General features: G+C 71.2%; 15 protein-coding genes. 4 read left to right on the plus strand and 11 right to left on the minus strand.

The genetic code is table 11. The annotated features are described in order from the left end of the window. Window positions 1-2 precede the first annotated feature (2 nt). The 10 genes from flgJ to ACW5EG_RS00280 form a co-directional block, all read right to left on the minus strand. A complete protein-coding gene (flgJ, locus tag ACW5EG_RS00235) occupies window positions 3-1,082 on the minus strand; it encodes a flagellar assembly peptidoglycan hydrolase FlgJ (protein WP_457020538.1) in 1,080 nt (359 codons plus the stop codon). Between the two features lie 7 nt (window positions 1,083-1,089). Next, window positions 1,090-2,214, minus strand: coding sequence for a flagellar basal body P-ring protein FlgI (locus ACW5EG_RS00240; protein ID WP_457016489.1), 1,125 nt, complete (start codon window positions 2,212-2,214; stop codon window positions 1,090-1,092). Window positions 2,215-2,224: 10 nt separating this feature from the next. Then, on the minus strand, window positions 2,225-2,944 hold the full coding sequence (gene flgH / locus ACW5EG_RS00245) for a flagellar basal body L-ring protein FlgH (protein ID WP_457016491.1): 720 nt from the start codon (window positions 2,942-2,944) through the stop codon (window positions 2,225-2,227). Between the two features lie 8 nt (window positions 2,945-2,952). Further along, window positions 2,953-3,738, minus strand: coding sequence for a flagellar basal-body rod protein FlgG (gene flgG, locus ACW5EG_RS00250; protein ID WP_457016493.1), 786 nt, complete (start codon window positions 3,736-3,738; stop codon window positions 2,953-2,955). Window positions 3,739-3,768: 30 nt separating this feature from the next. Continuing rightward, window positions 3,769-4,515, minus strand: a complete 747-nt coding sequence (locus ACW5EG_RS00255; protein WP_457016495.1) for a flagellar basal body rod protein FlgF — start codon at window positions 4,513-4,515, stop codon at window positions 3,769-3,771. Window positions 4,516-4,636: 121 nt separating this feature from the next. Then, entirely contained in the window at window positions 4,637-5,857 is a 1,221-nt protein-coding gene (gene flgE, locus ACW5EG_RS00260) for a flagellar hook protein FlgE (protein WP_457016496.1), read from the minus strand. Between the two features lie 49 nt (window positions 5,858-5,906). Further along, window positions 5,907-6,578, minus strand: a complete 672-nt coding sequence (locus ACW5EG_RS00265; protein ID WP_457016497.1) for a flagellar hook assembly protein FlgD — start codon at window positions 6,576-6,578, stop codon at window positions 5,907-5,909. Window positions 6,579-6,601: 23 nt separating this feature from the next. Beyond that, window positions 6,602-7,009, minus strand: a complete 408-nt coding sequence (gene flgC / locus ACW5EG_RS00270) for a flagellar basal body rod protein FlgC (RefSeq protein WP_457016498.1) — start codon at window positions 7,007-7,009, stop codon at window positions 6,602-6,604. A gap of 22 nt (window positions 7,010-7,031) precedes the next feature. After that, window positions 7,032-7,394: a flagellar basal body rod protein FlgB gene (flgB, locus tag ACW5EG_RS00275; RefSeq protein ID WP_457016500.1), complete on the minus strand. Its 363-nt coding sequence runs from the start codon at window positions 7,392-7,394 to the stop codon at window positions 7,032-7,034. 77 nt (window positions 7,395-7,471) lie between these two features. Then, window positions 7,472-8,392: a chemotaxis protein CheV gene (locus ACW5EG_RS00280; protein WP_457016502.1), complete on the minus strand. Its 921-nt coding sequence runs from the start codon at window positions 8,390-8,392 to the stop codon at window positions 7,472-7,474. A 638-nt stretch (window positions 8,393-9,030) separates the two neighbouring features. Between ACW5EG_RS00280 and flgA the strand changes: the two genes are divergently transcribed. The 4 genes from flgA to ACW5EG_RS00300 all read left to right on the plus strand — a co-directional run bounded on the left by flgA (window position 9,031) and on the right by ACW5EG_RS00300 (window position 11,723). Continuing rightward, complete coding sequence (flgA, locus tag ACW5EG_RS00285) at window positions 9,031-9,738, plus strand: flagellar basal body P-ring formation chaperone FlgA (RefSeq protein ID WP_457020539.1); 708 nt, start codon at window positions 9,031-9,033, stop codon at window positions 9,736-9,738. Window positions 9,739-9,826: 88 nt separating this feature from the next. Further along, the gene (gene flgM / locus ACW5EG_RS00290; protein ID WP_457016506.1) at window positions 9,827-10,129 is read left to right on the plus strand and encodes a flagellar biosynthesis anti-sigma factor FlgM; all 303 of its coding nucleotides are present in this window, start codon (window positions 9,827-9,829) and stop codon (window positions 10,127-10,129) included. A 2-nt stretch (window positions 10,130-10,131) separates the two neighbouring features. Then, window positions 10,132-10,479, plus strand: coding sequence for a flagellar protein FlgN (locus ACW5EG_RS00295; RefSeq protein ID WP_457016508.1), 348 nt, complete (start codon window positions 10,132-10,134; stop codon window positions 10,477-10,479). Further along, window positions 10,476-11,723: an ATP-binding protein gene (locus tag ACW5EG_RS00300; RefSeq protein ID WP_457016510.1), complete on the plus strand. Its 1,248-nt coding sequence runs from the start codon at window positions 10,476-10,478 to the stop codon at window positions 11,721-11,723. Before ACW5EG_RS00295 ends, ACW5EG_RS00300 begins: the two co-directional genes overlap by 4 nt. Here ACW5EG_RS00300 and ACW5EG_RS00305 read toward each other — a convergent pair. Then, window positions 11,717-13,534, minus strand: a complete 1,818-nt coding sequence (locus tag ACW5EG_RS00305; protein ID WP_457020540.1) for an EAL domain-containing protein — start codon at window positions 13,532-13,534, stop codon at window positions 11,717-11,719. The two genes, ACW5EG_RS00300 and ACW5EG_RS00305, sit on opposite strands and share 7 nt — an antisense overlap. Window positions 13,535-13,573 lie beyond the last annotated feature (39 nt).

Raw genomic sequence — 13,573 nt, forward strand, 5'->3', positions numbered from 1 at the left:
GTTTATCCCCTGGGGCCGACGGCGAGCGCCGCGACGGTGTTGGTGGCGGTCGTCGCCGGCGCTGGTGCCGGTGCGGACGCGTACTGCACCGCCGCGTCGCCGCGTGCGGGCATCGCGGCGAGGGCGCGGTTGAGCGTGGCGCCATTGGCGATCGCGGTGATCTTGGCGGCGTAGGACGGATCGGTGGCGTAGCCGGCCTTCTGCAGTGCGCTGGCGAAGCGCTGCACGTCGCCGCCGGTGCCGCGCGCGGCGGCGTAGCGGTCCTTGCCGATCAGGCGGGTGTAGTCGGCGAAGCTTTCGGCCACCGAGCCGTAGGCGCGGAAGTCGGCGCGCTCGTCGACGCGCTTGCCGGCGACGAACTCGTGGGTGCGCGAACTCATGCGCTCGCCCTTCCAGCTGCCGGTGGCCTTGATGCCGAACAGGTTCAGCGACGAGGCGTCCTTGCGGCCGGCCAGGCGCCGGCCCCAGCCGGTTTCAAGCGCAGCCTGGGCGACCAGCGCCTTGGCCGGCACGCCGAGTTCGGCCGCGGCCTTCTGCGCCTGCGGCCAGATCGACTGCACGAAGGCTTCCGGCGAGCTCGCATCCAGCGGGGCGTCCTCGGCGCCGGCAAACGCGGCATGGTTGAAATCCGGTGTGGGCGACGGCGCCGGCATGGCGTAGGCCTGCAGGTCCATGCCCGGCATCGACACGCCCGAGCGCGTGGGCGCGAGCGGCAGCATTGCCGGCATCGCGGCGCCGGGCGCCAGCGGCATCGCCGCCGCAGGCGCGCCGGTACCGCGCAGTGGCAAGGCGCCAGCGGCCGCCTCGGTCGTGGCGCCGGTGCTGCGTTCGAGCTGGCGCATGATCATCGGCGCCAGGCCCAGCCCGCGGCCCTTGCCCAGCTCGCGCGCCAGCTGCTGGTCGTACATGTCGCGGTAGCGGGTGTCGCCGCCCAGGCCGCCGTCGGGCGAGGCGCTGCGCATCGACTTGATCAGCATCTGCGCGAACTGCGTTTCCAGCTCGCGCGCCGCCTTCTCGATGTCCGCGCGCGGCGTGGCCTGCGCGGATGCGAGATCGATCGGGCTGGCGGCGGGCAGGCGCATGGCGTACTCAGATCACCTCGAGCTCGGCGCGGAGCGCACCGGCACGCTTGAGCGCCTCGAGGATCGCGACAATGTCGCCCGGCGCGGCGCCGACGGCGTTGACCGCGCGCACGATCGCCTCCAGCGACGATCCACCTTCGAACAGGAACATGCGGCCGCCGTCCTGGCTCACTTCCAGCGAGGACTGCGGCGCGACCACGGTGCCCCCGCGGCCGAACGCGCCGGGCTGGCTGACCTGCACGCTCTCGGTGACCGAGACGGTGAGCGAGCCGTGCGACACCGCCGCCGGCATCACCTTGACCTCGCCGCCCATGACCACGGTGCCGGTGCGGGCGTTGACGATGACCTTGGCCGCGGCCGCGCCGGGGGTGATGTCCAGCGTCTCGAGCCGCGCCAGGAAACCGATGCGGTCGCCGGCCGGCGGCGTGACCTCGATGGTGACGCCGTCGAGCGCGCGCGCGCGGCCCGGGCCGAAGGCGCTGTCGATGGCCGTGACGATGCGCGAGGCGGTGGTGAAGTCGTATTCGTGCAGGTTGAGCGTGACCACGTCGCTCGGCGCCGCGCCGGGCACGGCGCGCTCGACGATGGCGCCGTTGGGAATGCTGCCGCCGTTGGGCGCGTTGGTGGAAATGCGCGAGCCGTCGCGGCCCGAGGCGCCGAAGCCGCTGACCACCAGCGTGCCCTGCGCGATCGCATAGACCTGGCCGTCGGCGCCCTTGAGCGGCGCCATCAGCAGGCTGCCGCCGCGCAGCGAGCCGGCGTTGCCGATCGAGGAAACGGTGACGTTGATGGTCTGGCCCGGCTTGGCGAACGGCGGCAGTTCGGCCTGGATCGCCACCGCGGCCACGTTCTTGAGCTGCGGGTTGACGCCCGGCGGAATGGTGACGCCAAGCTGGTCGAGCATGGTCTTCAGGCTCTGCACCGTGAAGGGCGTCTGGCTGGTGCGGTCGCCGCTGCCGTCCAGGCCCACCACCAGGCCGTAGCCGACCAGCGGGTTGCCGCGCACGCCGGCCACCTGGGCCAGGTCCTTGATGCGCTCGGCCTGCGCCGGCGCAGGCGCCGTCGACAGCAGGGCCGCCAGCAGGCAGGTGGCCAGGGCGGGAAACAGGCGGCGCGCGATGGTCGGTGTCATGTCGCGGCCCTCAGTACGGGAATGCAGCGGAATTGAAGAACCGGCCAAGCCAGCCCATCGCGTTGGAACGCGCCAGCGTGCCGCGACCCCCGTAGAGGATCTCGGCCTGGCCGACGCGATCGGAGCTGATCCGGTTGTCGGGTCCGATATCGGCCGCCCGCACCAGCCCTTGAATCTGCACCAGCTCGTCGCCCTGGTTCAGGCGCATGCGCTTCTCGCCGGCCACGCGCAGGTTGCCGTTGCCGAGGTCCTCGACGACGCTGACGGTGATGTTGCCGGCCAGCTGGTTGCTCTGGGCGCTGTCGCCGCGACCGGCGAAGTCGCGCGTGCCCTCGATCCCGGCCTGCAGCAGCGGGCGGCCGTTGTAGGTGATGTCCTGGCCGAAGATGGTTGGCGCAGCGATGTCCACGCCGCTTTCCTTGCTGACCGCGGTGGTGGCATTGGTGCGGGCGCGGGTGTTCTCGACCAGCACGATGGTCAGCAGGTCGCCGACGCTGCGCGCCTTGTTGTCCTGGAACAGGGACATGGCGCGGTTGCCGCCGCCGGCCGAGGCATAGATCGAGCCGCCGCCGTTGCCGGCCACCGCGGCTGCCGGCACCGCCGCATAGCCCAACGGCGCCGCGGCCCCGTGCACGGGCGCGGCATGCGCGGCGAAGGGACGCGCGTCGCCCATGGTGGCGGCGCAGCCGCCTAGGACGAGCACGAGGCCGCAGGCGAGGAGCGCTTTCATCGGCGTGCTCACAGCTTGTTGTTGAGGTAGGCGAGCATCGAATCGATGGTCGAGATCGCCTTGGCGTTGGTTTCGTAGGCGCGCTGGGTCTCGATCATCGACACCAGCTCCTCGACCACGTTGACGTTGGAGCCTTCCAGCGAGCCCTGCACCACCAGGCCGGTGCCGTTCTCGCCGGGCGCGCCGCTCTGCGCCGGGCCGCTGGCGCCGGTCTCGACAAACAGGTTCTCGCCCTTGGCCTGCAGGCCGGCGGGATTGACGAAATCGGCGATGGTCAGCGCGCCGACCTGCACCGGCTCGGCCTGGCCGGCCAGCTGCACGCTGACCGTGCCGTCGGCGCCGATGGTGATCGACTGCGCGCCCTCGGGCAGCTGCAGGCCCGGCTGCACCGGGAAGCCGGAGTTGGTGACCAGTTCGGCCTGGGCGTTGATCTTGAAGCTGCCGTCGCGGGTGTAGGCGGTGCTGCCGTCGGGCAGCAGCACCTCGAAGAAGCCGCGGCCGTTGATCGCCACATCCAGCGCGCCGCCGGTCTGGCCGAGGCTGCCCTGGGCAAACTCCTTGGCCGTCGCGGCCACGCGCACGCCGGTGCCGGTCGACAGGCCGGTGGGCAGGCTGGTCTGCTCGGAGGTGGCGCCGCCGGGCTGGCGGGTGGTCTGGTAGAGCAGGTCCTCGAAGCTGGCGCGGTCGCGCTTGAAACCGGTGGTGTTGGTGTTGGCGAGGTTGTTGGAAATGACCGCCATGCGCGTCTGCTGCGCGTCGAGGCCGGTCTTGGCGATCCATAGAGCCTGGGTCATGGCGGGATTCCGTCAGTGAAGTGGTCGCGCTCAGCGCGTGGACAGCAGGGTGTTGGCGCTGCGGGCGGTTTCATCACCGCTCTGCAAGACCCGTACCTGCATCTCGAACTGGCGCGCCAGCTCGATCATCGACACCAGCATTCCGGCCGCATCGACGTTGCTGCCTTCGCGCACGCCGGCGACCAGCACGTTGCCGGCGGCGGGCGGTGGCGGTTCGGCGCCCGGCGGCAGCCGCATCAGTCCGTCGTCGCCGCGGGCCATGTCGCGGGTTGCCACTGCCACCACCTGCAGGCGGCCGACCGCGGCCATGGTCGCCATCGGCTGTCCCTGCGGCACCACCGAGATGGTGCCGTCGCCGCCGATCTCGATCGCATCGCTGGGCGGCAGCGCCATCGGCGCGCCGCCTTCGTCCAGCACCTGCAGCCCGCTGGCGGTGGTCAGCAGGCCGTTCTGGTTGAGCTGGAGGTCGCCGGCGCGGGTATAGGCCACGCCGCCGTTGCGGTCCTGCACCGCCAGCCAGTGGCCGGGTGCGAGCGCGACATCCAGTGGATTGCCGGTGGTGGTGCGCGCGCCGGCGGCGTCGCTCACGCCCAGCGTGCGCTGCGAGGCCGCGACCCGCGAGGCGAGCCCCGGGCCTTCGACTGGCGCGGCAACGGTGCCGCTCAGGGTGGCCTGGAAGCCGGTGGTGTCGACGTTGGCCAGGTTGTGCGCGACCGAGGCCTGGCCGCGCAGCGTGGCGCTGGCGCCGGTCATCGCGATGTAGAGGGACTTGTCCATGCGGACCTCGCTGTGGCGGTCGGGCGGGCGCGTCGCGCCCTTGCCCACTGCCGCTGCAACATCCGTGCCGCGGCGGCGCGCGGATCGGCGCCAGCGGGCCGCAGCCGCTGGCGCCGCGTGGTCAGCGGATGTTGATGACCGTCTGGGTCAGCGCGTCCTGGGCCTGGATCATCTGTGCGTTGGCCTGGAAGTTGCGCTGCGCGGTGATCATGTTCACCAGCTGCTCGGTGAGGTTGACGTTGGAGGCTTCCAGCGCGCCGCCCTGGACCGCGCCGAACTCGGCGCTGCCGGCCGCGCCGCGCCGGGCCAGGCCGGAGCCGTGGGTTTCGGCCCAGGCGTTGTCGCCCACCGGCTGCAGGCCCTGCGGATTGGCGAAGTTGGTCAGCGCCACCTGGCCCAGCGGCGTGGACACGCCGTTGCTGTAGCGCGCGCTGACCACGCCCTCGGCCGAGACCTCGATGTTGCTCAGGCGACCGGTCGAATGGCCGTCCTGGATCAGCGCGGAGACGCCGAATCGGTCGCCGTACTGGGTGGTGCGTTCCAGGTCCAGGGTCAGGTCCAGCGCCGCGGCGCCGCCCGGGATGGTGTGGGTCGGCAGGGCAATCTCGCCGTTGGCCGGCGTGATCAGGGTGCCGGTATTGGAATACTGCAGCGTCTGCGCACCGCCCACGTCGACGCCGTCGACCTGGGTGTGCACCTGCCATTCGTTGGCATTGGCGGTGCGCACGAAGTACATCGACTGCGAATGCGGCGCACCCAGCGAGTCGTACACGGTCACCGAGGTGGTGTGGTTGTAGGTCTCCGGGTCGCTGGCGGCAAACGGCGCCATCGCCGGCGCGGCGGCGTTGCCCGGCAGGTTCAGGCCCAGCGAGACGTGCTCGGTGGCGCGCGGCGGCGCATCGCCGGTGGCCAGGCGCAGGTCGCCCATGCGGCCGGTGTCGAAGCCGTCGCCGCTGGCATTGGGCATGAACACCTGCAGGCGCTGGCCGGTCGGGTTGACCACGTAGCCCTCGCGGTCGGCGCCGAAGTTGCCGGCGCGCGAATACGAGATGCCGCCGCCGCCTGCCAGGGTGAAGAAGCCCTCACCGCTCAGCGCCATGTCCAGCGACTTGCCGGTGTGGTCGACGTTGCCCTGGGCGAACTGCTGGGCCACGCGCTGCAGGCGCACGCCGGCGCCGATGGTGTTGCTCGACAGGCCGTGCGCGGAGGCCGCGAACACGTCGCCGAACTCGCCGCGCGATTGCTTGAAGCCGGTGCTGTTGGAGTTGGCGATGTTGTTGGAGGTGATGTTGAGGTCGGCCGACGCTGCGTTCATGCCGCTCAGCGAGATCAGGAAACTCATGGTGTGCTCCTTGGAAGGAAGGTCCGCACGTCGCGCGGACGCGCGGCGGTCAGCCGATGCGGTGGATCGCCGACAGCGGGACGCTGCCCATGCCGGCGAGGTTGAGGAACAGTCCGTTGGGTTCGATCGAAACGCTGTCCACGCGCGCGCTGGCGCGGATCGGCAGCAGCTCGGCGTCCTTGGCCGATGGATCGCTGGCGCCGGTGACGGCGCGGAAGCTGTAGCTGCCGGCGGCGACGGTGTTGCCGGTCTCGTCGCGGCCGTCCCATTCGAAGGACGCGGCGCCTGCAGCGGTGGCGTCCACCGTCATGCGGCGCACGCGCACCCCGTTGGCGTCGACCACGTCGAGCGTGACCGGTCCGGCCGAAGCCGCCACGACTTCGCCGCGCAGGCCCGCGCCCGCGGCCAGCGGCACCGAGTCGATCGCGACCAGGGCGTCGTGGCCGACCAGCGAAGCCGCGCGCAGGGTCTGGTCGGACTCCATCACGCTGGCCATCGCCGCCATCGCGCCCTGCATCCCTTCGATGCCCTGCACGGTGGAAAACTGCGCCAGCTGGCCGAGGAACTGGTTGTTGTCCAGCGGTTTGAGCGGGTCCTGGTTCTTGAGCTGTTCGGTCATCAGGTGCAGGAAATCGGCCTGGCCGAGCGCGCTGCTGCGCGTGGCCTGCTGCTGGCCGAGGCCGAGCGAGGCGTAGTCGCTGCCATTGGCAATCGTGGTCATGGTGGATCCTCGGGCGGGCGCGCTCAGCGGCCCATGTTCAGGGTGGCCATCGCCAGTTCCTTGGCGGCGTTGAAGACCTCGACGTTGGCCTGGTAGCTGCGCGAGGCGGAAATCAGATCGACCATCTGCGCCACCGGGTCGATGTCGGGCGCGTACACGTAGCCCTCGCCGTCGGCGAGCGGGTGGCCGGGTTCGTAGCGCCGCAGCGGCGCGGCGTTGCTGTCCAGCACTTCGTCCACGCGCACGCCGGCCAGCGCCGGGTTACCCTCGATGGTCGTGGCCGAAAACACCGGCTGCTTGGCGCGGAACACCTCGTCGGGGTTGCCCGACACCGAGTTGGCGTTGGCCAGGTTGGAGGCGATGGTGCTCAGTCGCACCGACTGCGCGTTCATCGCCGAACCGGCGACGTCGAAGATCGGCAGGTTGCTCATGGGCGGGCTCCGGTCATGGCGCTCACTGGCCGGTGATCGCGGTCAGCATTCCGCGCACCTTGGACTCGACGAAGGACATCGAGGCGCGGTATTCGAGGGTGGCCTGGGCGAACACCGCGTTCTCGCGGTCGCCGTCGACGGTGTTGCCGTCGAGGCTGGGCTGCGACGAGGCCCGGGTGTAGCGCGCGGCCTCGCTGGCGGCGGTGATCGCATCGCCGCCGGCCGCACTGGCCGGGTGCAGCGCCGCGGACAGCGCGCTGTTGAAATCCAGGTCCTGGGCCTTGTAGCCCGGGGTGTCGGCGTTGGCGATGTTGGCGCTGAGCAACTGCAGGCGCTGCTCGCGCAGGGCAAGCGCGGTGCCGTGGATGCCAAGGAAATCGGACATGGGCCCTCCGGGGGCGGATACGCCCTGGAGGACAGGCAAGCGGTGTGCCAGCGGTGCCCCGCGAGCGCCGCCGGAGCTCAGCCCAGGGCGCTGACCCGGGCGGTGACCCGTTGCGCCAGCTCGCGTTCGGAGTACTTGGGCACGAAGTCGTCGGCGCCCACGCGCTCGACCATGGCCTGGTTGAACACCCCCGACAGCGAGGTGTGCAGCAGCACGAACAGGCCGCGCAGGGCCGGGTCGCGACGGATTTCCGTCGTCAGGGTGTAGCCGTCCATCGCCGGCATCTCGATGTCGGAGATCACCATCGCGTAGCGCTCGCCCGGCGGCTCGCCGTTGCGGGCCAGCGCCTGCAGGTGGTCCAGCGCCTGGCGGCCATCCGAGAGCAGCACCGCCTCCAGCCCCAGCTGTTCGAGCACCGCGCGGATCTGGTTGCGGGCCACGCGCGAGTCGTCGACCACCAGCACTTCGCGCGGGCCGCCGTTCATCGGCACCGGCGCGAGCGTGCCCAGGTCGCTGCCGCGCGGGGCCGACTCGGCCAGCACGCTTTCCACGTCGATCAGCTGGATCAGCTCGCCCTGGTGGCGGGCGACGCCGGTCAGGTAGTTGCAGTCGCCGCCGAGGTCGGGCGGGGGCTGGATGTGTTCGACGGCGATGTTGACGATCCGGTCCACGCCGGCCACCAGGAAGCCCTGCACGGTGCGGTTGAACTCGGTCACGACCAGGTAGTTGGGCTCGCCGACGTCCTCGCCGTCATGTCCGATCGCGCGCGCCAGGTCGAGCACCGGCACGCTGCGGCCGCGCACGTCGGCGGCGCCGGCAAAGGCCTTGGGCAGCTGCGGCAGGGTGAACAGCGGCGGCCGCTGCAGCACTTCCTTGACCTTGAACACGTTGACGCCAAAAAGCTGACGGCTGCCCAGCCGGAACAGCAGCAGCGCCAGCCGGTTGTGGCCGGCCAGCCGGGTGCGCTGGTCGATGCGGTCAAGCAGGTCCTGGCTCATGGAACAGGGTGTCGGCCGCGCGGGCCGGATCTTGAGGTGGCCGAGGCGCTGGATCCCGGTGATCTGGGCGCTGTGACGGAAAGCCACGTCATCCCTGCGGGACCGAGATCGCCTCAAGCAGACTCCCCGCCTGCGGACCGACGCCACGTCCTGTCGGCCGGGGGTCGCTTTTCCCTCGGTCAGGGCTTCCTGCCCTGACTCGGGCGCGCGCCATCCATGGCGCGCTTGTCGCGACCCCCGACCGCCAGTACGCGGCTCCCGGCTCATTGCGTTCGAACGCTTCGGCAAGCAACTGCCCGCTTTGCGGTGCCGGCTGGTCGGCCAGCTCTCCCGATACCCGTGTAAGACCCCCGCGCCCGCAGAGATTCAGACCTCACCGCGGCTCTGAGCCGAAGGCTTGGACCGGGGGCAGCGACGCCGCAGCGACGCGGGGGGAGGTGGTGCAAGCGGCACATGGATGTGCCGCGGCCGCGAGTGCGGACATGGACGTCTGCCCGAGCGGTGCACCACCTCCCCCCGTGGCGCTGTGGCCCATCCGAAGCCCCGTTTTCCCACCAGACAAGGGCGCTCAGGCCGGAAACCCAGGCACAGCACTTGCAGCAAGCGATCCAGAAGGTCCCGTCACACAGGAGCAATCCGTGCCCGTTGTCGAATCCAAGGCGCTGCGTCACGCCCGGCGATCGTGCCATCGCGCCGTGCTCGGGCTGTTGCTGGCCGTCGTCGGAGTGGCCGGCCCTGCGATGGCGATATCGATGCAGCCACTGGAATCGATCGCCGAGGCCGCCGTCGCCGCCGTCGGCGCCGGCGATGCCCAGTCTGCCGAAGCGGTGCTGGCGCACTCGCTGCGGCTGCGGCGCTGCACGCAGCCGCTGCAGGCGGTGGCCACCGGTCCGACCACCGCCCAGGTGCGCTGCGACGACAGTCCGGGCTGGAAACTGTATGTACCGGTGCGCGTGCGCCGCGAGGCCGAGGTGGTGGTGCTGCGCACGCCCGCCGCCAGCGGGGTGCCGATCACCGCCGAGCAGTTGGTGGTGCAGCGCCGGGATGTCGGCGCCGCGGGCGGGGAGACTTTCCAGGACCCTGTGGCGCTGGTGGGCCGCGTGCCCAGCCGCGCCCTCGCGCCCGGCGTGGTGCCGACCGAAAACGACCTGTCGCTGGGCGCCCCGCTGCGCCGCGGCGACCCGGTGGTGCTGGTCTCGCGCACCGGCGGGGTCGAGGTGCGGATGCCTGGGCGCGCGCTGGGGCCGGCCCAGACCGGTGGCCGCATCGGGGTGGAGAACGTCTCCTCGCGCCGCGTCCTGCGCGGGCGCCTGGTCGCCGAGGGGTTGGTCGAACTGCTGCCATGACCTGCCTGGAGGCCGATTCAAGCTCGGGTTCAAGTTCCCGCGACGGGCGCCGTTACAGTGCCCGACAGGGAACCCCCAGGAGCGAGCCATGACCCACAAGATCGAAGGCACCGGGCCAATCGCACGGCCCGCCGAAACGGCCAGTCGGCCAGTGCCGACGGTGCGTGCCGGCGCCGAGCGCGGCCCCGTTGCCGCCACCGAAAGCGTCCGCCTCACCGGCGAGGCCGAAGGCCTGCAGGCGCTGGAGCGCGAGCTCGGCACCGGCCCGGCCGGCATCGACGTGGCGCGCGTCAACGCGCTGCGTGCCGCGATTGCCGACGGCAGTTACCAGGTCGACGCGCAGGCGGTGGCCTCGCGCATGCTCGACCTCGATCGGCAACTGGGCGGCTGACGATGCACGCCGTCGCCGTTGCCGACCATCCGCTCGAAGCGCTCGAACGCGCCCTCGACGCCGAGCGCCGGGCGCTGCTGGAGAACGACGTCGACGCATTGCTCAGCTCCACTGCCGCCAAGCTCGACGCGCTGCGGCGCGCCGAGTCGGCGCAACCGGGCGTGATCGCCGCCGAACGCCTCGAAGCGCTGCGCCAGCAGAACCAGGCCAACGGCGTGCTGCTGTCGCGGCGCCGGCGCGAGGTGGGCTGGGCGCTGCGCCATATCGGCCGCGTCGAATCCACCGGCGTGTACGATTCGCGTGGACAGCCGGGCGCCCGTCCCCAGGCGCGCTGTCTCGGAGTGGGATGAGCGGACACGGCAGCGACAGGCAGGACGACCCCGGCATCGCGCAGGCCTGCGGCGACCTCGACTGGGCGTTCCGCACCTCCGAGAACGCGGTGATCCTGCTCGACGGTGATCGCCGCCCGCTGCTTGCCAATGCCTCGGCCCATGCGCTGGCCGAGCGCGCCCTGCCGGGCCAGGGCCCCGACGATCTTTTGGCGCTGCTGCCGGCGAGCGCCTGGGAGCATGCGCGCAGCAGCGGCCGCTGGGCGGGCGAAGTCACCGCGCCCTCGGGCATGGTGCTCGAGATCGTGGTGCGCGGCGGCCAGCGTGACGGCGTCGATCGCCACCTGGTCACCCTCGAGGACGTGTCCCAGCGCAATGCCGGACAGGCCGAGCTGCAGCGTCGCCACGACGAGCTGCAGGCCGCGCATCGCCGCCTCGCCGGCACCCAGGAACAGCTGCTGCAGTCGGAGAAGATGGCCTCGATCGGCCTGCTCGCCGCCGGCGTCGCGCACGAGATCAACAACCCGATCGGCTACGTGCACTCCAACCTGGGCACGCTGCAGGAATACATCGGCGCGCTGTTCGCGCTGATCGAATGCCACGACGAGGCGCTGCAGGCGCCCGACCCGGCCGCAGCGCAGCAGGACGTGCGCGCCCAGCGCGAGCGCCTGGACATCGACTTCATCCTCGGCGACCTGCCCAAGCTGCTGGCGGAGTCGCGCGAGGGCATCGAGCGCGTGACCAAGATCGTGCAGGACCTGAAGGAGTTCTCCTACGTCGGCCGCGGCGATCCGATGCGGCCCTCGGACCTGCACAAGGGCCTGGAATCCACCCTCAACATCGTCTGGAACGACCTCAAGTACAAGGTGCGGGTGGAGAAGCACTACGGCGATCTGCCGCTGGTGGAATGCCACCTGTCGGAGATCAACCAGGTACTGATGAGCCTGCTGATCAACGCCGGCCAGTCGATCGACAACCGCGGCACCATCGTACTCACCACCGGCGCAGAGGACGGCGAGGCCTGGGTCAGCATTGCCGACAGCGGCTGCGGGATCCCGGCCGAGGCGCTGCCGCGCATCTTCGATCCGTTCTTCACCAGCAAGCCGATCGGCCGCGGCACCGGCCTGGGGCTGGCGATCGCCTACAGCATCGTGTCCAAGCACCACGGCCGCATCGAGGTGGCCAGCGAAATCGGCGTGGGCAGCACCTTCCGCGTGGTGCTGCCGGTCACGCAGCCGGCCGCCAGCGACGCGCAGGATCAGTAGCCGGGGTAGCTGCCGTCTGCGTTGCGCTCGTGCGAGCGGAACGCGGCCTCGATGTGGCCGCGCAGCTCGTCGTCGTTCCAGGGCTTGGTCAGGAAGCGGTAGATCGCGCCGCGGTTGATCGCCTCGGTGATGGTGGCCAGGTCGGTGTAGCCCGACAGCACCATCCGCACCGTGTCCGGATACAGGTCGCGCACCTTGGCCAGGAACTCGGTGCCGCTCATGTCGGGCATGCGCTGGTCGGACACGATCACCTGCACGGTGTTGCTGGCCAGCAGGTCGAACGCCTCGCGCACGGTGTTGGCGGTGAGCACCTTGTAGCCGTCGCGGCGGAACAGGCGCACCAGCGAGCGCAGCATGTTCTCCTCGTCGTCGAGCAGCAGCAGGGTGCGCTCGGGATGGGTGGCGGCGAACGCGGAGGGCAGCAGGAAGCGGCGCTGCACCAGCGGGTCGAGCAGCTCCGCCGGCAGCGGCGGGCTGAACAGGTGGCCGATGAAGAAGTCGCAGTGGTTGCGGCGCAGGAAGCCCAGTTCGGCCTCGGTCTCCACGCCCTTGGCGGTGAGCTTCATGCCCAGCCGGTGGGCCATGGCGATGATGCCGCGCACGATCGCGGCGCTGCGCGGATCGCTGTCGACGTTGCGGATGAAGCTGCGGCCGATCTTGAGCCGGTCCAGCGGGTACTGCGCCAGCGCCGCGAAGCTCAGCCCGCCCATGCCGAAATCCTGCACCGCCAGCGTCGCGCCCAGCGCGCGCAGCCCGCCGAGGGTGTCGTGGATGCGGTGCGCATCCAGCGCGAGCGCGCTTTCGGGCACTTCGAACTCGAACGAGGCCGCGCGCAGCTGGTGCCGGTGCAGGCGTTCGCCGATGACGTCCAGGCAGTCGGGCTGCGACAGCAGCATGCTGTCCAGGTGCACCGACAGCATCAGGTAGTCCAGGCCGCGTTCGCGCCACGCCACCAGCTGCCGCATCGCCGCATCGATCACCCACAGCCCGAGCCGGTTGGACAGGCCGGCGCGTTCCACCCGGGCCAGGAAGCGGTTCGGGCGCAGCAGGCCATGGTGGGCCGAATCCCAGCGCAGCAGCGCGCTGAAGCCAACCAGCCCGCCGTCCTGCGCCGCGACCTGCGGCTGGTAGTACAGCCGCATCTCGTCGTTGCCGAGCGCCTCGACGAAGCGCCCGGCAAACGCGCCCTCCGAGGCGACCTTGCCCGACGCACCGGAGTACAGCCCGACGTTGTTGTGGCCGCCGCGCTTGATCTCCAGCAGCGCGCGCTCGGCGCTGGCCAGCAGCGCGGCGGCGTCGGCGCCGTGCTCGGGGAACACCGCGATGCCGATCGACACGGTCACCGGCAGCGTATACGGCGGGATCGACAGCGGCGCCTCCAGCGCGTCGCGGAACAGCTCGGCCAGTGCCTCGCCGCTGGGCTCGCCGTCGCGGTAGGCGATGCAGGCGATGAACTCGTCGCTCGACAGCCGCCACAGCGACGCCCCATGCGGCATCGCCTTGCGCAGCCGCTGAGCGACCGCGGCCAGCACCTGGTCGCCGACCGCCTCGCCCATGTTGGCGTTGACCAGCTGCAGCATGTCGATGTCGACGTGCAGCATGGCCAGGCTGCGCTTGCTGGCGCGCGCCCCGGCCAGCGACGCGGTCAGGCTGGGCCCGCCTGCGCCAAGCCGGTACAGCGAGGTCACCGGATCGACCGGGACGCCGCTGGGTTCGTGGTAGCCGAGATTCATGCCCGAAGGGTATCCCGTCGACGCGACCGCTTCATCGCGGGCATGCCGCGCCGGCGCGGTGGTGCGCGGCAGGGCCATGGGTCATGCGGCCTGCGGTGGCTGCGATGTGCCCCTGGC

This window comes from Luteimonas sp. A611 (genome assembly GCF_054072715.1).